Genomic DNA, 17,848 nt, shown 5'->3' with positions numbered 1-17,848 from the left:
TCACTATCAGAACACAGGACAAAGAAAAACAGCCTTTCAAAAGAGTTACTCTTGAAAAGGCTGTTTGTGTTTTATTTTTTTAACTGACTAAATACCTTATGGAATGCATCTACTGTTTTCGATATATGCGCTTCCGTATGAGCAGCTGAAAGGAACATTCCTTCAAACTGTGAAGGCGGCAAGAAAATGCCTTCTGCAGCCATCAGCCGGTAGTATTCAGCAAATAACGCTAAATCGGATGACTTTGCAGATTCATAATCGACCACATCTTCATTCGTGAAGAAGAAACCAATCATCGATCCAGCACGATTTACTGTATGCGGAATTCCATTAGCAATTGCAGCTTCGCGGAAACCTTTTTCAAGCTGGTCGCCAAGTTTCATGAAGTGCTTATAAGAATCCGGATTCAAGCGTTTCAATGTCTCGATTCCAGCAGTCATTGCAAGTGGATTTCCTGACAATGTTCCTGCTTGATAAACCGTTCCAGCAGGGGCAATATGCTCCATAATTTCACGTTTACCGCCGTAAGCACCAACTGGTAGTCCGCCACCGATTACTTTACCGAGACACGTCAAGTCCGGTGTAATACCGAAATGACCTTGAGCACAATTGTATCCGACGCGGAAACCAGTCATTACTTCATCAAAAATGAGAAGTGTACCGTTTTCTTCTGTCAACTTGCGTAATTCTTCTAGGAAACCAGGTTGAGGTGGTACAACACCCATGTTTCCTGCCACAGGCTCTACAATTACTCCCGCAAGATCATGGCCATATTCTTTAAATGCGACTCTTAAGCTTTCCAAGTCGTTATAAGGAACAGTGATCGTATTTTTCGCAACCCCTTCAGGAACACCAGGACTATCCGGAAGACCAAGTGTCGCAACACCTGACCCTGCTTTGATCAGCAACGAATCGCCGTGGCCATGGTAGCACCCTTCAAATTTCAAAATGAGATTACGCTTCGTGTATCCACGTGCAAGACGTAATACGCTCATTGTAGCTTCCGTACCGGAAGACACCATTCGAACCATTTCAATCGATGGCACACGTTCAATAACGATTTCAGCGAGTTCAGTCTCAAGCAATGTCGGGGCACCGAAACTTGAACCTTTTACGGCAGCTTGTTGAATCGCAGAAACAACGCCATCTTCAGCATGCCCTAAAATCAGTGGACCCCATGACAGCACATAATCGATGTACTCATTGCCGTCGATATCTGTAATGATTGCACCTTTTCCACTTTCCATGAAAATCGGATCCATATTAACCGATTTAAATGCACGTACAGGCGAGTTCACGCCACCAGGCATTAGGTCTACGGCTTTACTGAATGCTTGCTTCGATTTAGTATAATCTCTCATTTCGTCTCCTCCAACCAGCGAGCTGCGTCTTTTGCATGATATGTCATGATTAGATCAGCACCCGCACGTTTCATACTTGTCAATGTCTCTAAAACGATACGTTGTTCATCTACCCAACCGTTCAGTGAAGCAGCTTTAACCATCGCATATTCTCCACTTACGTTATAGGCAACCATTGGAAGTAACGTATTATTTTTGACATCACGTAAAATATCCAAGTATGATAACGCAGGTTTTACGATTAAGAAGTCGGCACCTTCAGCAATATCGGATTCTGCTTCACGCAAAGCTTCCATACGGTTAGCGGGATCCATCTGGTACGCTTTACGATCACCGAACTGAGGTGTGGAATCTGCTGCATCACGGAATGGTCCATAATACGCAGATGCATATTTAACTGCATACGACATAATTGGAATCTCTTCGAAACCAGCTTCGTCCAACCCTTGACGGATAGCTACAACAAACCCATCCATCATATTAGAAGGTGCGATGATATCTGCTCCAGCATTCGCTTGTGATACAGCTGTCTTGACGAGTAAATCTAGAGAAGGATCATTCAGCACACGTTCTCCTTCGATGACACCACAATGTCCATGATCGGTATATTCACACAGACATGTATCCGCAATTACGATGAGCTCGGGGTGACGTTGTTTTGCTAAACGAATTGCTTCCTGAATGATTCCGTGGTCATGGTAAGCTCCAGTTCCCACAGCATCTTTTTCGGTAACAACTCCAAAGAAAATTACAGATGGAATTCCTAATGCTACTGCCTCGTCTAACTCTTCACCGAGTCGATCCATCGAATGCTGATAAATACCAGGCATTGAAGGAATTTCGTTTTTAACGTTTTCGCCTTCAATCACGAAAATCGGATAAATGAAGTCCGTTGCTTGCAGTTGTGTTTCGCGAACCATTGCACGCATTCCTGCAGTGCTACGAAGTCGGCGATGCCGACGGAAATTCAAGTTGTTCATCAGTTAGTTCCTTCCTTTCGACTCGGCAAGTGTTCGCACGAGTTCAGGTAATGTATACGTTTCAGGCATAGCATGGACAGGCGCCCCTACTTCATGAAGCGCCCGCTCTGTAATATGACCAATTGCGCCAATTGTAAAGCCTGTCCACCCAATTTTAGAAGCGACACTGTCTGTAAAAACAGTGACTGCTGAAGGGCTTGCAAACAATATCGAAACTGAAGCTTGGTCTTTCACAATTTCTATAATCTGATCTGCTGACGTTATCTCAGGAAGCGTTTCGTATACTGTCCATTCATCGACAGTTAACGAGAGCTCTGTTGAAATGAGCGTTCCTGCTAAATTTCCTTTAATGAAAAGCGCTCGAAGGGAATCACCTTCAGGGTTGAACTGCTGAACGAAAACATCTGCACTGAAAACTTCAGGAATAAAATTCACACGAAATCCAATCTTTTCGAGTGCGTATGCGGTTTTATCCCCAACAGCTGCAACATTCAGTCGGAAATTAGTTGAGTTCAGTCCGGAACGCTCAAGCTTTTGCTTAAACGCAGCTACGGCACTTTGGCTAGTAAAAATTAGCCAGTCGTAGGACTGAGCTTGAACTAATCGCTCATGATCCTCTGCAGATATCCGTTCATCTGTACGAATGAGAGGATACGAAATCGGAGTGCCTCCAAGCTGTTTCACAAGCTCAAAAGGTTCATCTGACTTTTTAGTACTCGTAAAAATTACGGTCTCTCCTGACAATGGGAAGTTACTGACCATCCATTTCAGCCTTCACTCGTTGAATGACTTCTGCTGCTCCTTCTTTACGCAAAACGTCTGAAACGATTTTGCCCGCTTCAACAGGAGTTTTAGCTTTTGCCGTATGACGGTACACTTCTGAGCCATCTGGCGCTGCGATGAACCCTGTCAATTCAATTCCGTCAGCCTTCTGTTGTGCAAAGCCGCCAATAGGAACTTGACATGAGCCATCCATCTCACGTAAGAATGTACGCTCCGCTTCCACTTCTTTAAACGTTTGTTCGTCGTTCATTTTAGCGAGTTCGGCAAGTAGTTCTGCGTCATCTGAACGGCATTCAATTGATAATGCACCTTGACCAACCGCTGGGATACAATCTTCAAGGCTCATGTATTCCGTAACAATGTCTTCACTCCAGCCCATTCGCTTAAGGCCGGATGCGGCGAGGATAATCGCATCGTATTCACCATCTTGCATTTTCTTTAAACGTGTATCGATGTTACCGCGAATCCATTTAATTTCAAGATCAGGTCGAAGCAATAATAACTGTGAGCTTCTGCGCAAACTAGATGTACCCACTACTGCCCCTGCAGGCAGGTCATTGAACGCAACATTGTTATTAGAGATGAACGCATCACGTGGATCGACACGTGTCGGAATACAGCCAACTATCAAACCTTCTGGTAAAACAGAAGGCATATCTTTCATACTATGTACGGCAAAGTCGATTTCTTTGTCGAACAATGCTTGCTGGATTTCTTTTACGAATAGACCCTTACCGCCTACTTTAGACAGCTGAACGTCAATAATACGATCTCCTTTTGTTACGATTTCTTTCACTTCAAAGTCAAATGGAACACCCACTGCTTTCAATTGATCGATGAACCAATTCGTTTGTGTTAACGCAAGCTTACTTCTCCGTGAACCGACAATAATTTTTCTCAATATAATCTTCCTTCCCTAATTGAATGATACGTATTAGATGGATACCGCACTATTCTACCTTATAACCAAAAATGGAATTGCGATAGTTTACTGCCCAAAAAGAAATTAATGATAATTAAAACAAAGGCAAAAATAGTTGCCCATGCAAAATCGGTAGCTTTAATCTTCCCATTTCTATTGAAAAACAGCAATGCGCTGTAAACTATTATTAACAAGAAAGAACCGATGATCTTAATATCGAATAGTGTCCAATCTGACAGTGCTGTATACGCCCATTGGATGCCCAAAATTAAACTTACTAGAAGTAAAGGGATTCCAGTATAGATTGCCGCCTTCATGCCCGTCATTGCATGTTGTAACGAGGGCAACCGATTGAATTGCGAAGTAAACTTCTTCTTCTTCAACAGATTATAAACGAGCAAATACAGGATTGCGAATACAAATGCCATCGTAAAAGCTGCGTAAGAAAGAATCGCGAATGTAATATGGATGAACAACAGTTCCGAAACAAGAGATTCTCCCACCCCAGAATTGTCCACTTGTGTAGGCGCAAAAATATGAATGGTCATAAAGCAAAACGCAATGATATTCAATAAGAACCCAGCATAGCTGGAACGATATTTAAGTTGAATTCCAAGAGACAACATAATGAGTATCCACGCAAAGAAATAGACCCCTTCATAAAGGGACAAGACGGGTATTTGCTTCGTCACGATAATCGCTTGTAACAAAAAACCAGTTTGCATAGCAAAAACAATCACAGTCAGCCAAAATGCGCTTCGTTGTGCTCGTGTATCTTTGTTTAAAAAGTCCACAAAATAAAAAATCAGGCTGACGGCGTACAGAATGAGCATAGCTTCCTGAAGCCGTGCCATCGTCAACTCAACCATAGGCTAACCTCTGCCTTTCTGTCAAAAAAGCCACTTCCGCATCGACCGTTAAGAAAAGCGGGATGGGAAATGACTTGTTGGAACGCATTCAATATGTCAAATCAGGTTGCAAACCGGCCGTTTGGGAAGCTCCGGCTCCCTGTTCCGCTTTTTGCTGTTGTGCCTGAAGATTTTTTTCTCGTTCAACTTCTTCTTCAATACCGAAGATCGATTGAAACAGCTCTAGTTTTTCTGTCGAATTGGAATCCGTAGCAAATTCTTTTGCCTGTAAAATCGGTTCTTTTAACAATTGGTTAATAATCGATTTTGTATGTTTGCTCAACACTTTTTTCTCACGGTCTGTTAGGTCAGGCATTTTGTTTTCAATACTTGCCATCGTCTCCGCTTGAATAGTGAGTGCTTTTTTACGCAATGCAGTAATCACAGGAACTACACCAAGCGTTGCAACCCATTCTTTAAACATTTCTACTTCGCTATGAATGATTAAACGAATTTCCTCAGCAGCCTCTTTACGTTGAGCTAAGTTCGCTTCAACAATGCCCTGCATATCGTCAATGTCATATAAGAACATATTCGGTAAATCTCCAATACGTGGATCCATATCGCGTGGGACTGCGATGTCAACTAGAAAAAGTGGCCGACCTTTACGTAATCTTTCCACAAACTGCATGAGTTCATAGTCGATGACATAATCTTTTGCCCCTGTACTACTTATTAAAATATCCACATCTAAAAGTGTGCATTGCAACTCTTTTAGTGACTTCGCGTTTCCTTCGAATTGCGCTGCCAATTCTTCCGCTTTCGAAAACGTCCGATTAAGCACAGTGATTTTACCGACACCGCTACCTTGTAAGTTTTTAATCGTCAATTCTCCCATTTCACCTGCACCTAAAATCGCGATGTGCTTGTGTTTCAAAGAACCGAATATCTTCTTACCTAATTCTACAGCAGCATACGAAACAGAGACTGCATTTTCACCAATGGCTGTCTCAGCATGCGCACGTTTAGCGACAGTAATGGCTTGTTTAAACAACTCATTGAAAATCGTACCTGTTGTACCGATTTCTTGAGCCTTTAAAAAGCTCGTTCTCACTTGACCTAGGATTTGGGTTTCACCTAAAACCATCGAGTCGATTCCTGAAGTGACAGACATAAGGTGTTCAATCGCCTCGTCTTCTTCTTTAATAATCAAGTGATTAGTAAACGATTCCAACGGAAGATCAAACCATTCCGCTAAAAAGTTTTTCACATAAAAACGCCCGGTATGGAGTTGGTCAACGACCGTGTAGATTTCAGTCCGATTACACGTCGAGAAGATAATATTTTCTAAAATACTTTTAGTTGATTGTAGAGTTTCCATAGCGTGCGGCAAATCAGATTCGTTAAACGAAAGCTTTTCTCTGATTTCTACCGGCGCTGTCCTGTGATTGACCCCAATAACGAGTAATTTCACTAGGTGCTCACACCTTTCGCGTCTATTTCCTGCTCATAAGTATAACATAACCTGTAAAGCATGAAGCATTCATTTATGAACAACCTATGAACGAGTAGGCATTAGCGCCTCTCTTTATAATTATTATAATGTAAATGCACAGGATAATCCACTGGTGTGTTTTGCGTGCATCGCCACTCATGACAATTTTCCAAACGACACAACAAGAAGCAGAGAAATAACTAGATCCTCTGCTTCTACTATACAGGTTACCTATATAATCTGTTACATTCTGCTTTCAATTTCAGCCCAAACTGCATCTACGCCAATTCCTTTTTCAGATGAAAAGACAAACAGAGGATCGTCACCGAGCATGTTCAACGTCTCACGGACGATTTTTTTATGTTTGTCCCATTTTCCTTTAGGAATCTTATCCGCTTTCGTCGCAATAACGATTGCGGGGATATTGTAATGGACAAAGAAATTGTACATGTTAATATCGTCTGCAGACGGTGCATGGCGAATGTCGACGATTTGAATCGCAGCAACTAAAGGTTCGCGGCCTGTTAAATATTGCTCGATCATTCCGCCCCATTTTTCTTTTTCTGTTTTTGAGACCCGTGCGTATCCATATCCAGGAACGTCAACAAAGAACAGCTGCTCTTCAATTTTATAAAAATTCAACGTTTGCGTTTTCCCAGGTTTTGAAGATGTTCTTGCAATATTTTTGCGTCCTAACATCTTATTGATAAATGATGACTTTCCAACATTTGAACGTCCTGCAAGGGCAAATTCAGGAAAGCCGTCATCCGGATATTGTTCCGGTCTTACAGCACTCATTACCATTTCAACGTTATGCACTTTCATAATTACTGTTCCTCCAATGCGATCGCCAATACTTCTTCGGCGTCGTCAACCAATTTAAATGATAACTCTTGACGAATCTCTTCAGGGACGTCTTCGATATCACGTTCGTTTTCCTTCGGTAAAATAATAACACGTAATCCAGCCCGGTGTGCACTCAATGTCTTTTCTTTCAGACCACCAATCGGCAACACCCGACCTCTAAGTGTAATTTCGCCAGTCATTCCCACTTCGCGATGGATAGGACGGTTAGTCAAAGCAGAAACTAACGCTGTGGCAATCGTTACACCAGCTGAAGGACCATCTTTCGGAACAGCCCCCTGCGGCACGTGAATATGAATATCCTTCGTTTCGTAAAACGAGGAATCGATACCCAGACTTTCTGCTCTTGAACGGACATAAGAAAGCGCTGTTTGTGCGGATTCTTTCATGACATCGCCAAGTTTTCCCGTTAAAATTAGCTTACCCTTACCTGGAGAGAGAGATACTTCAATTTGCAAGGTATCCCCGCCAACAGCAGTGTATGCAAGACCCGTTGCAACCCCAATTTGGTTCGTTGTTTCCGCTTGTCCGTGGCTAAATTTCTTTTTCCCTAGGAAGTTCTCAAGCGTTTTCGAACTAATCGTCACGCTCTTCTTTTTTCCACTAGCAATTAAACGAGCAGACTTCCGACAAACGCGTGCAAGTTCACGCTCCAGAGAACGTACTCCTGCCTCTCTCGTGTAATAACGAACGATATCCAGGATAGCCGGTTGTTGGAATTTCACTTGTTGCTTAGTCAGCCCGTGTTCTTTCAGTTGTTTCGGAATCAGATGATTGGATGCAATCGCTTGTTTTTCAAGCTCTGTATAGCCAGCAATCGAAATAATCTCCATACGATCTCGCAACGGTCCTGGAATTGCACTCAAATCATTTGCAGTTGCGATGAACAACACATTGGAAAGATCATACGGCTCTTCTATGTAGTGATCACTAAACGTGCTATTTTGCTCAGGATCTAAAACTTCCAACATTGCAGAGGAAGGGTCACCTCTAAAATCATTAGACATTTTATCGATTTCATCCAGTAAAAAAACCGGATTAACAGTGCCAGCTTTTTTCATTCCTTGAATGATGCGACCGGGCATTGCACCTACGTACGTTCTCCTGTGACCTCGAATTTCGGATTCATCGCGAACTCCCCCCAGCGAAATGCGAACGAACTTTCTGTCCAATGATTCAGCTATCGATTTTGCAAGAGAGGTCTTCCCGACTCCTGGAGGACCTTCGATACAAAGAATCGGACCGCGAAGTGACCGAGTCAACTGACGCACAGATAAGAACTCAAGAATTCGTTCTTTAACCGAATCCAATCCTTCGTGATCTCGCTCTAATATCTTCTCAGAGCGGTCTAGGTCCAATTGATCTTTTGATGCATCCTGCCATGGTAGTGAAACGAGCCAATCAATGTAGGAACGAATTATACCACTTTCAGCTGCTGCAGAAGGAATCTTTTCATAACGATCCAATTCTCGCTCTGCGGTGTGCATCACGTCTTCAGGCATTCCGGATTCGGTAATGCGTTCACGCAACGCTTCCACTTCGAGTCCTTTCCCGTCCTTATCCCCAAGCTCGGTTTGAATAGCTTTCATCTGTTCACGTAAGTAGAATTCTTTTTGAGTACGTTCCATCGCCTCACGGACGCGCTCGATGATTTTCTGTTCGAGGCCCATAACTTCTTGCTCGTTATATAGACGGCTAATGAGCCATTCAAGACGATTATTAATGTTACGCATTTCTAATATTTCTTGTTTTACTTTGATTTTTAGGGGCAGATGTGAAGCGATGGTATCTGCGAGGCGACCAGGTTCAGTAATTTCAGCAACGGAATGGTAGGCATCTTCTGTTATCCGTTTCGAAATTTTCGTATATTTCTCAAAGTAGGTAAGCAAGGTTCGCATAAGCGCTTCAGACTCTGCATCCACTTCCGTTAAATCCGGGAACCCATTCACTGTAACGACGGGATATAAATCCGCTTCTTCATAATCTGTCCATTCTGCGCGTTCAATACTTTCAATTAATACTCGATAGGTACCATTTGGTAATTGCGTCATCGATTTCACGAGAGCTAGCGTACCTAGATGATACAAATCCTCTGGTTGCGGATCTTCATCTTTTATATCGGTTTGAGTAGCCAGGAAAATTAAATTGTTATTTGCAATCGCATGTTCGATTGCGAAAACGGAACGTTCTCTACCTACATCAATATGTAATGTCATCGTCGGATAAATCAAAATGCCTCTAAGCGGAAGAAGCGGTATATTATGTCGTAACACCATCGAACAAACACCTCCATCATCATTTTAACCCATTAACTATGTATTGAATACAATTAGAAAAATGAGGGAAAAAGCTGACTCATTCAGCACAAATGCGCTTTCTCAAAGTCAGCTTTCTCCTTCAATTATGCAGTATGTTTTTCTGAATCAAGTTTGATTTCTGTACCATCTTCAAGATAAAGAATTGGGGACCCTTCACCCAAGACCGAATCTTTTGTAATGACACATTTTTTAACTTCTTCTAACGAAGGAAGTTCATACATCACATCAAGCATGATATTTTCAATAATCGAACGCAAACCACGAGCACCAGTCTTTCGCTCAATGGACTCTTTTGCAATTTCGATAAGGGCTTCGTCCTCAAATTGCAATTCAACATCGTCTAGACCAAGCATCTTCTGATATTGTTTAACAATTGCATTTTTCGGAAGTGTCAAAATCTGATAAAGCGTATCTTCACTTAGCTGTTCCAATGTCGCAATGACAGGTAAGCGGCCAATGAATTCAGGAATTAGACCGAATTGCTGAAGGTCTTCTGGAATCATTCTTGATAGTAAAGAACGATCCTCTTCTGCAGCGTTCGGGTCTGATCCAAAACCAATTACTTTTTGACCGACACGACGTTTGATAATCTCGTCAATCCCATCGAATGCTCCACCGACAATGAATAAAATATTCGTTGTATCGATTTGAATAAATTCTTGATGAGGATGTTTACGTCCACCTTGTGGAGGTACACTTGCTACCGTACCTTCAAGAATTTTAAGAAGGGCTTGTTGGACGCCTTCCCCTGAGACATCACGTGTAATCGAAGCGTTTTCTGATTTACGTGCCACTTTATCGATTTCATCGATGTAAATAATCCCTTTTTCAGCACGTTCCACATCAAAGTCTGCGGCTTGAATAAGCTTAAGAAGGATATTTTCAACATCTTCCCCGACATAACCTGCCTCGGTTAAAGAAGTCGCATCTGCAATCGCAAATGGAACGTCCAAAATACGTGCAAGCGTTTGCGCGAGAAGTGTTTTACCACTACCAGTTGGTCCAATGAGGACGATGTTCGATTTTGCGAGTTCTACGTCATCCACTTTACTTCCTGTGTTTACACGCTTGTAATGGTTATAGACCGCTACTGAAAGTGATTTCTTTGCACGATCCTGTCCAATAATATAGTCGTCTAGAATGGATTGGATTTCTTTTGGTTTTGGAACCTCTTTGAATTCGAAACCTTCTTCGAGTCCAACTTCTTCTTCAACGATTTCCGCGCAAAGTTCAACACATTCATCACATATATAAACCCCTTGTCCTGCAACAAGTTTGCGGACTTGGTCCTGCGTCTTGCCACAGAACGAACAGCTCAAATTGTCTTTTTCGTCGTTAAATTTGAACAAATTGCTCACCCCTATTCAGTGAAATCTTACAAGATTCCAACTGGTTTATCAACTATTTCGTTCTTTTGATGTATGTACACGGGTTTTACCCGCGCTTAGTGCTTAGACAAGTGTGAGTAAACAACGGTGTTGTTCTCCACTTCAGACGGACGCGGGCCTACAGGATGTAGGTCATGCAACCGTTGCGGCAGGACGCCGCGAACTTAGGTTGTTTCCATGAAAGATCCCTTCGGAGTCGCCACCTTGCGCTTCTATCATTAGCATATCCTTAGTTATAGAATTTAACACTAATCTATAATTAGACAACCTTACACTATCCTCAATATACAAAAACAAGGCACGGGGTTCCGTGCCTTGCCCAGAGCGGCTTTGGATTATTCTGCAGCTGCTTCTGTGATTTTTGCGTTATCAACTAAAAGTTGAACCGTTTTGTTGAAACGAAGGTCGTTTTCGAGCATTTCAGTACCGCCAAGAGCAGTTTTGATTTGTTCGATGTCCATGTTGAATTGTCCAGACATTTTGTTGAGTTCTTCGTTGATTTCTTCTTCAGTAACTTCGATGTTCTCTTCTTTACCGATTGCTTCAAGAGTAAGTGATACACGTACACGGCTTACAGCGTCGTCGTGCATTTGCTTACGAAGTGATGCTTCGTCTTGTCCAGAGAACTGGTAGTACAAGTCAAGGTTCATACCTTGCATTGAAAGACGTTGTCCGAACTCATCTACCATACGGTTAGTTTCAGATTCAACCATTTCTTCAGGTACTTCGAATTCAGCGTTGCGAGCAGCTGCTTCTACGAGGTCGTCGCGAAGTGCTGTTTCAGATGCTGAGCTCTTTTCAGTTTCTAGGTTTTCTTTCATTTTCTTGCGAAGCTCGTCCACAGTTTCAACGTCTTCGTCCATTTCTTTAGCAAGTTCGTCGTTCAACTCAGGAACTTCTTTTGATTTGACTTCGTTGATTTTCACTTTAAATACTGCTGGCTTACCTGCAAGTTCAGCTGCATGGTATTCTTCAGGGAAAGTCAATTCAACGTCTTTTTCGTCACCAGTTTTCAAGCCGATTAGTTGCTCTTCAAAACCTGGGATGAATGAACCTGATCCAATTGCAAGGTCATAGTTCTCAGCTTTTCCACCTTCGAATGCTTCTCCTTCAGAGTAGCCGTCGAAGTTGATGTTTGCTGTGTCGCCTTCTTCGATTGCGCCGCTTTCTTTAACGACCATCTCAGCCATTGATTCACGACGTGTTTGAAGTTCCATGTCGATTTCTTCATCTTTAACTTTTGTCTCTTGGCGTGTTGCTTCAAGGCCTTTATACTCGCCTAATTTTACTTCTGGCTTAAGTGGAACGATTGCTGTGAATACAACTGGCTCGCCCTTTTCAAGCTTTTCGATGTCGATTTCTGGTGATGCAATCGGCTCAAGACCTTCTGCACGTACAGCTGCATCGTATGCTACTGGAAGAACGATATCAATCGCATCGTTGTAAAGTGCTTCTTCCCCGTACATTTGGTTGAACATCTTGCGTGGCATTTTCCCTTTACGGAATCCAGGTGCGTTTACTTGCGTAACTACCTTTTTGAATGCTTTGTCCATTCCTGCTTTGAAGTCCTCTGCTGAAACTTCAAACGTTAACTTTCCTTTGTTACCTTCTTGCTTTTCCCATTTAACTGACATTTCTACATACCTCCGAATCATAGTGACGAATATATTTTGTACCGTTTATACGCCATTGACAACCATCTCAGTATATCATAGTCTCTTTATCTTTCAAGAAATTTCATTCAACAGCTTCACTGGAGTCTTGATCGACCTCAAAGATCAGCTTATGCAAAGCAGTTTGAGGAAGGGTAGCCCCTTCAAATAGAAACGTAGAATAGTTTTCATATGCTACCGCCACCACTTCTGCAGGAGCACCCCAGTTAAGAGGATAACTAATTAGAGCGAATTTCCGCACCGCTTCTTCAATTAGCGATAGCCTAGAAGGATCTTTATCCAAAGCTCGTCGGAGAAGTGTAACGATTTTTTTTGTTACCTCATCTTCTCCAGGTAGTGGCAGCTGAGCCGGAATCACGCTTATTCCACGCCCGAACTTCCTGATAACAAGTGGTGTTTCACAGCCCGAATTCCGTAGCAATACTAATGCTACAGTCCTCAACACAGGTGGAAGGGAATCGTGCCCCACTATTTGACAGAGCAAAGTCTGAGATTCCTTTGCCTGGTTACTTTCAAGATGCGCGAGCAATTCTTGTTGATGAAAACGGTCCAACTGTAAAAACGACTCAAACGATATCATTTCTTTCGGTTGCGCTATAAAATCGTCCGCGAACCTATTGGATAACCTTACATTCAGTTCACGGAGATAAAGGAACTTCTGTTTTAATTCGCTTGGAACGACACCTTCATCAAGAAGCGCTCCAATGGTATCTTCCACTTCCTCATAATCTTGAAGTTGCATACAAATTGCAAGATACAGCTCCATTGCTTCAAAGTATTCGTTCATGTCGCTTTGCAACCATTGGGCTGCGTATGGCTTTGCTTGCTCAAATTCTTTTGTTTCATAGAGCGCTACAGCAAGAATACCTGGAACATCTGGCAAGTCGGGCGCTATCTCAAGAAGTTGCTCAGATAAACGAATAGCTTCTTCAAAGTCTTCTGCTTGCACAGCATCTTCGGCTTGGTCAAGCAATCGCTCGACCGTCCCAGGAAAGACAATCATGTTGCCTTTTTTATGCAGTCTTTCACGCTTGCGTTTCACGTCCGTCACCTGCTTTCACTGATACTATAGCACAGCATTTCACCTGTACGCATTCCAGACGGGCGGATAGCGTGTTCATTCTTTTTTCGGGATGAGTATTTTTTCCACCTCTACTCCTTCGTAACCGAGCCGATTTTCAATCGGCGCAAGAAACTTCATAAACAATCGATTCATAGTGAGTGTTAACTTTACGTCATCCTCAAACTGGAAGTCGAACTCTGATTTCCCATCAGCTGAGGGTACTGACCTAAAAACCGCTTCATCCACTTCATCCCAAGAATAAGAATGCGTCTTAAAAGATAGTAGCGGCCGATATGTAATACCGTCGTCTGATAACATCGTATAATTCAGTGAAGCTATGTAAAAACTAGCGCCCGCTAAAATAGTTAAACATAGACTTATAAGTACGGATTTTTTACTCATATACATAAAATAAAGAACAAATAATGCTGCTATCAAAAAGACGAAAGCTACCGTATATACGAAATAGACACCCCCAGTTACAAATACAAACCAACTTCCAGATTTGAAGTATATGGAGTTCGCCAAAAAATTAGGTAGCAAAAAAATAAAGAATGGCGCAATTAGAAATAACGCAATTCCAATGACCATCGGGACATGTCTACGTTCTGTATGAATGATTATTCACATCCTTGTAAAATTATCTCCAACATTTTTTCAATTTCCCCTTCTGTTTTGGATCCTCTTCAGTTTCTATTAATTGGATTCCTAACTTCTCAATATCTTTATCCTGAGTGACGTCAAACAATTTTCGTAATCCTTTAATAATATCACTTCGAATCATCGTAGGATGCACGCCATTTGAAGCATTATAAAAGCGATCCGATAAGTAATCATCAACCATTTTTTTCTGCTTGTCACCTCCAAGCGCTATTTTCCAAAAAGACTGTAATGCATGTCTAGCAGTAACAAATTTCTCATCCTCTGCAACAGCACAGAGAGATGAGAAATTATCTAAAATACGATTATCCGGATCACTTTTAGCAAGCCCTGCTAGGAACTGTGCTCCACGGGCACGATTATGAGGATCCTTATCATGCAGCCATTCAGCAAAAAGATCCCAAACTTCATATGCCCAATCAACAGGTTCCTCAATTTTTTCTTGAATAGTTAGGAATGCTTCATACTGTTTCGTCTTGTCTGAATCACTGAGTTGCTTTATATAGTGATGGATAGAATATTCCATATTTAATAATCTAACTCCTTATTAATTAAATGCCATACGATGTGTTGTTTCCGAAGCGGAATCATCAAATTCAAAACCATTATGACGATAAAAAGCATCAGCTTTAGACGACTCTGTTTTAACAGTCAACTCATGAAACTCGCTTCGTGCATGCTCAACAATTTCTTTCAGTAACAACGATCCCGCACCGTTTCTGCGTTCATTCGCTTCCACGTAAAAACGCTGTAGTCGCCCAGTCTCGGAATCTCCTCCAGGAACCGGAAAGCGATTGACGCCTCCAATGGCTACTACTTTCCCTTGCTCATCTTTCACACAATACAAAGCTTCCCCTGGATCGGAAAATGTATTAATGCCGTCTTTATAATCTTCTGCAAGTCGTGTTAAAAAACGATATCCTTCTTCTTCGCTTTCAGAAATAAGTGATTCGATATTAAGTTTCGTCAAGTCTTGAACTGTTTCCACTACGTATGTCATATCACTCGCTCCTCTACTATTAAATTAGATACACGTTCTACTTTATTGTCATTCTACAAAACGGGGAAAATTCCTTCTTTTTAGAATAATGTTGAACCATAAGCCTAGTTAGATTAAGTAGTCATCTATCCAAGTTATGCAAGTACCGCAGCTTTATTCAATGCCTCAGCGGACGATGCAACTTCAGTTGTTGATGTTTTTATCTCCATAACGCCATTAATTACTTCGTCCATTTGTTGTTGCACAGTCAACACAAGGGACCCACTTCTTTCAATAGCATTCACGACATCATGAAACGATGCATTCGTTAGCTCAGATGCAGTTGCACCTTCACGTACTGCATGATTTACAGCGTTCAAATCATCAAGAACTTGTCCTTTATATTGATTTGAATTTGAAATGAGTTTTTGAATTTCAGTAACTGAATGCTTCGTTTGTTCAGCAAGTTTTCGCACCTCTTGGGATACGATCGCAAATCCTTTACCATGTTCACCCGCACGTGCCGCTTCGATTGCAGAGTTCAGGGATAGTAAGTTCGTTTGGTCAGCAATCTTTTGAACTATACCAATAACAGATGCAATTTCATCTGAAGCCTCTCCTAGTTGCTCAATACTTTCCATCATACTCTTTGTATATGTTTCAATCGCTTCAATTTTCTCCAATAAATTCGTAAGACGAACTTGACCTTCACTAACAGATGTCTTGGCAAACTCGGCTTGCTCATTGCTATCTGTTGTAGTTACATTCACCTGACGAATGGTCGTACTCAACATTTCAGCATATGCTTGAGTCTGTTCTGCCAAAGCTACCAATCCTTCACTAACTTCCAGCATGGTGTTTTTAAGGTCAGCTTTCCCACTTTGAAATTGTTCATTTAATTTCATTTTAGTTTCATCGTCATATGCTTCTAAAACAAGCTGTTGCTCAAAGCTTATCATCTTGTTAATTGCCGAAAGTAGTAAATGGATTTCTTGTGTATTATCCATCTCTCTGCAGACGATACCCAATAAGGTGTTCTGAAGGTTTTGGAACGCTCCCATGTAGGATGAAGGAGGTAATCCAATTGAGTAATGAGCTTTCGCAATTCGAAGTTGTTTTTGGATGAACGCATCATTGATAACCCCATCAAACATTTCGATAACATGCTTCTTCAATGTCTCTCTTAACCATTCTTTTGTCGTATGTCGCTCGATCATTTCTTTTAATTCACTCACCTGTAAAATCGTACCGTAAAAATTATCGACCAACTCGTCTCCGTGCGTTAAAATCATTGGCTGAATCGCCTTGATCAATTTCAAATCCTCTTCTGTAATATGTATCATTTTTAATTTCTTAATGATTTCCTTGTCTTCCACTCGAATTTCCACATTCATAGTTCTTGAAATTTCAATCACCTTTGGCATCATTTTTGCATTGTTCGCACTAAAAAACATCATAACGTTCTCCTCCATATTACTCAGCGACAGAGGCAAGCTGTCGTAACCAAGTTTATAAAACAGGCTGACAGATATGCTTTTTTGACTAAGCATTAAAAGTATAGGACACTTCTAGCGATAAAAGACCACTTTATTGCTGTATTTTCCCATCTATTTTTATTATTTCTCTATCGCTCTAGTAAAACCCTTTAATTTATAGGCCAATTTACACAAATTTAACATTACGAGAAGCATCTATTTTTCAACAGCAAATAGAGAGGAACCTATACCATTTATCTGACCAGATACATGGTATAGGTTCCTCTCTCATTAATTATCTTTTGCTGTCCTCTCGTCAATATGCAAGTCCCCATTCCCTTGAATCTCCGCATAAAAGACTTGATCGACTCGATTGATTCCTTTCTTTTTAAGCTGATCATACACCCATTGCTCCGTTAAGTTAAGCTCCGCTAAATTTTCCAAAATGAGTTCTCCATCTGAAATAATTTCAGTAGGAATGTATTTTGGATCTCTTGTAGATGCTTTTACATCAGCTTTTGTTGCATTTTCTAGGCCAGTCCGTTTCATGACACTTAAATTACCGTTGACTTCAAAAATGGCATAGTACACGTCTTTTATCGAAAAAATGCTTTGTTCACGTAAAAGCATATTGACGTCATTGAGATCGAGACGTGCTTTCCGTAACGAACCTTCCTCAATCTTTCCATTTCGGATAATTATAATCGGTTTATCATCTAACAGGATACGTGCTTTTTTGGATTTCATCGCAATATAATTCATTACAATCGTCAAAATAGCCCACCAAATCATCGCAAGTAGCCCGTTCATAAATGGCGTCTCCGATTCTCCTGCGATATCAGCTGCAATAGATCCTATCGTGATTCCAGTTACGTAATGGAAGAATGTCAGTTGGGAAATTTGTTTTTTCCCCATGAAACGAGCCAATAAGAGGAGCACCAGAAAAGCAAGTGTCGTGCGCAAGATCATTTCCCAGAAATCGACTTTAAAGAAATCGGTATGTTCCATAGTGCAATCGCACCTCCGTATAAAAAGAAGT

16 protein-coding genes are annotated in these 17,848 nt (G+C 41.5%); all 16 read right to left on the bottom strand.

Annotated elements, in window-relative coordinates; translation table 11 throughout:
• Positions 1–71 precede the first annotated feature (71 nt).
• Positions 72–1,361, bottom strand: coding sequence for a glutamate-1-semialdehyde 2,1-aminomutase (gene hemL, locus ACR65F_RS05170; protein WP_440503519.1), 1,290 nt, complete (start codon positions 1,359–1,361; stop codon positions 72–74).
• Positions 1,358–2,341, bottom strand: coding sequence for a porphobilinogen synthase (hemB, locus tag ACR65F_RS05165; RefSeq protein ID WP_440503518.1), 984 nt, complete (start codon positions 2,339–2,341; stop codon positions 1,358–1,360). The genes hemL and hemB overlap by 4 nt, the downstream gene beginning before the upstream one ends.
• 3 nt (positions 2,342–2,344) lie before the next feature.
• The gene (locus ACR65F_RS05160; RefSeq protein WP_440503517.1) at positions 2,345–3,103 is read right to left on the bottom strand and encodes a uroporphyrinogen-III synthase; all 759 of its coding nucleotides are present in this window, start codon (positions 3,101–3,103) and stop codon (positions 2,345–2,347) included.
• Complete coding sequence (gene hemC, locus ACR65F_RS05155; protein ID WP_440503516.1) at positions 3,093–4,025, bottom strand: hydroxymethylbilane synthase; 933 nt, start codon at positions 4,023–4,025, stop codon at positions 3,093–3,095. The genes ACR65F_RS05160 and hemC overlap by 11 nt, the downstream gene beginning before the upstream one ends.
• 59 nt (positions 4,026–4,084) lie before the next feature.
• Entirely contained in the window at positions 4,085–4,915 is an 831-nt protein-coding gene (locus tag ACR65F_RS05150; RefSeq protein WP_440503515.1) for a cytochrome C assembly family protein, read from the bottom strand.
• Between the two features lie 88 nt (positions 4,916–5,003).
• Positions 5,004–6,368 (bottom strand): glutamyl-tRNA reductase, encoded by a 1,365-nt coding sequence (gene hemA / locus ACR65F_RS05145; protein WP_440503514.1) that lies wholly within the window; start codon positions 6,366–6,368, stop codon positions 5,004–5,006.
• 264 nt (positions 6,369–6,632) lie between these two features.
• Positions 6,633–7,214 (bottom strand): ribosome biogenesis GTP-binding protein YihA/YsxC, encoded by a 582-nt coding sequence (gene yihA / locus ACR65F_RS05140; protein ID WP_039043060.1) that lies wholly within the window; start codon positions 7,212–7,214, stop codon positions 6,633–6,635.
• A gap of 2 nt (positions 7,215–7,216) precedes the next feature.
• Positions 7,217–9,529: an endopeptidase La gene (gene lon / locus ACR65F_RS05135; protein WP_440503513.1), complete on the bottom strand. Its 2,313-nt coding sequence runs from the start codon at positions 9,527–9,529 to the stop codon at positions 7,217–7,219.
• A 125-nt stretch (positions 9,530–9,654) separates the two neighbouring features.
• Positions 9,655–10,920, bottom strand: a complete 1,266-nt coding sequence (gene clpX, locus ACR65F_RS05130; protein WP_039043062.1) for an ATP-dependent protease ATP-binding subunit ClpX — start codon at positions 10,918–10,920, stop codon at positions 9,655–9,657.
• Between the two features lie 374 nt (positions 10,921–11,294).
• Complete coding sequence (tig, locus tag ACR65F_RS05125) at positions 11,295–12,593, bottom strand: trigger factor (protein WP_440503512.1); 1,299 nt, start codon at positions 12,591–12,593, stop codon at positions 11,295–11,297.
• A gap of 103 nt (positions 12,594–12,696) precedes the next feature.
• Positions 12,697–13,674 (bottom strand): tetratricopeptide repeat protein, encoded by a 978-nt coding sequence (locus tag ACR65F_RS05120; protein WP_440503511.1) that lies wholly within the window; start codon positions 13,672–13,674, stop codon positions 12,697–12,699.
• Between the two features lie 75 nt (positions 13,675–13,749).
• Positions 13,750–14,286, bottom strand: coding sequence for a hypothetical protein (locus ACR65F_RS05115; RefSeq protein ID WP_039043065.1), 537 nt, complete (start codon positions 14,284–14,286; stop codon positions 13,750–13,752).
• Between the two features lie 49 nt (positions 14,287–14,335).
• Positions 14,336–14,881: a hypothetical protein gene (locus tag ACR65F_RS05110; RefSeq protein WP_440503510.1), complete on the bottom strand. Its 546-nt coding sequence runs from the start codon at positions 14,879–14,881 to the stop codon at positions 14,336–14,338.
• Positions 14,882–14,902: 21 nt separating this feature from the next.
• On the bottom strand, positions 14,903–15,355 hold the full coding sequence (locus tag ACR65F_RS05105) for a GNAT family N-acetyltransferase (RefSeq protein WP_039043067.1): 453 nt from the start codon (positions 15,353–15,355) through the stop codon (positions 14,903–14,905).
• Positions 15,356–15,489: 134 nt separating this feature from the next.
• Positions 15,490–16,791 (bottom strand): protoglobin domain-containing protein, encoded by a 1,302-nt coding sequence (locus tag ACR65F_RS05100; protein WP_440503509.1) that lies wholly within the window; start codon positions 16,789–16,791, stop codon positions 15,490–15,492.
• Between the two features lie 309 nt (positions 16,792–17,100).
• Positions 17,101–17,817, bottom strand: a complete 717-nt coding sequence (locus tag ACR65F_RS05095; protein WP_440503508.1) for a DUF421 domain-containing protein — start codon at positions 17,815–17,817, stop codon at positions 17,101–17,103.
• Positions 17,818–17,848: the final 31 nt, after the last annotated feature.

The organism is Sporosarcina sp. SAFN-010 (genome assembly GCF_059415065.1).
This window is presented reverse-complemented; position numbering and strand designations above follow the sequence as displayed.

Coding starts and splice junctions, on each gene's coding strand:
- ACR65F_RS05150 (WP_440503515.1), bottom strand. CDS start 4,915: ATGGTTGAGTTGACGATGGCACGGCTTCAGGAAGCTATGCTCATTCTG.
- lon (WP_440503513.1), bottom strand. CDS start 9,529: ATGGTGTTACGACATAATATACCGCTTCTTCCGCTTAGAGGCATTTTG.
- ACR65F_RS05160 (WP_440503517.1), bottom strand. CDS start 3,103: ATGGTCAGTAACTTCCCATTGTCAGGAGAGACCGTAATTTTTACGAGT.
- ACR65F_RS05100 (WP_440503509.1), bottom strand. CDS start 16,791: ATGATGTTTTTTAGTGCGAACAATGCAAAAATGATGCCAAAGGTGATT.
- ACR65F_RS05115 (WP_039043065.1), bottom strand. CDS start 14,286: ATGGTCATTGGAATTGCGTTATTTCTAATTGCGCCATTCTTTATTTTT.
- hemL (WP_440503519.1), bottom strand. CDS start 1,361: ATGAGAGATTATACTAAATCGAAGCAAGCATTCAGTAAAGCCGTAGAC.
- yihA (WP_039043060.1), bottom strand. CDS start 7,214: ATGAAAGTGCATAACGTTGAAATGGTAATGAGTGCTGTAAGACCGGAA.
- hemB (WP_440503518.1), bottom strand. CDS start 2,341: ATGAACAACTTGAATTTCCGTCGGCATCGCCGACTTCGTAGCACTGCA.
- ACR65F_RS05095 (WP_440503508.1), bottom strand. CDS start 17,817: ATGGAACATACCGATTTCTTTAAAGTCGATTTCTGGGAAATGATCTTG.
- ACR65F_RS05105 (WP_039043067.1), bottom strand. CDS start 15,355: ATGACATACGTAGTGGAAACAGTTCAAGACTTGACGAAACTTAATATC.
- tig (WP_440503512.1), bottom strand. CDS start 12,593: ATGTCAGTTAAATGGGAAAAGCAAGAAGGTAACAAAGGAAAGTTAACG.
- ACR65F_RS05110 (WP_440503510.1), bottom strand. CDS start 14,881: ATGGAATATTCTATCCATCACTATATAAAGCAACTCAGTGATTCAGAC.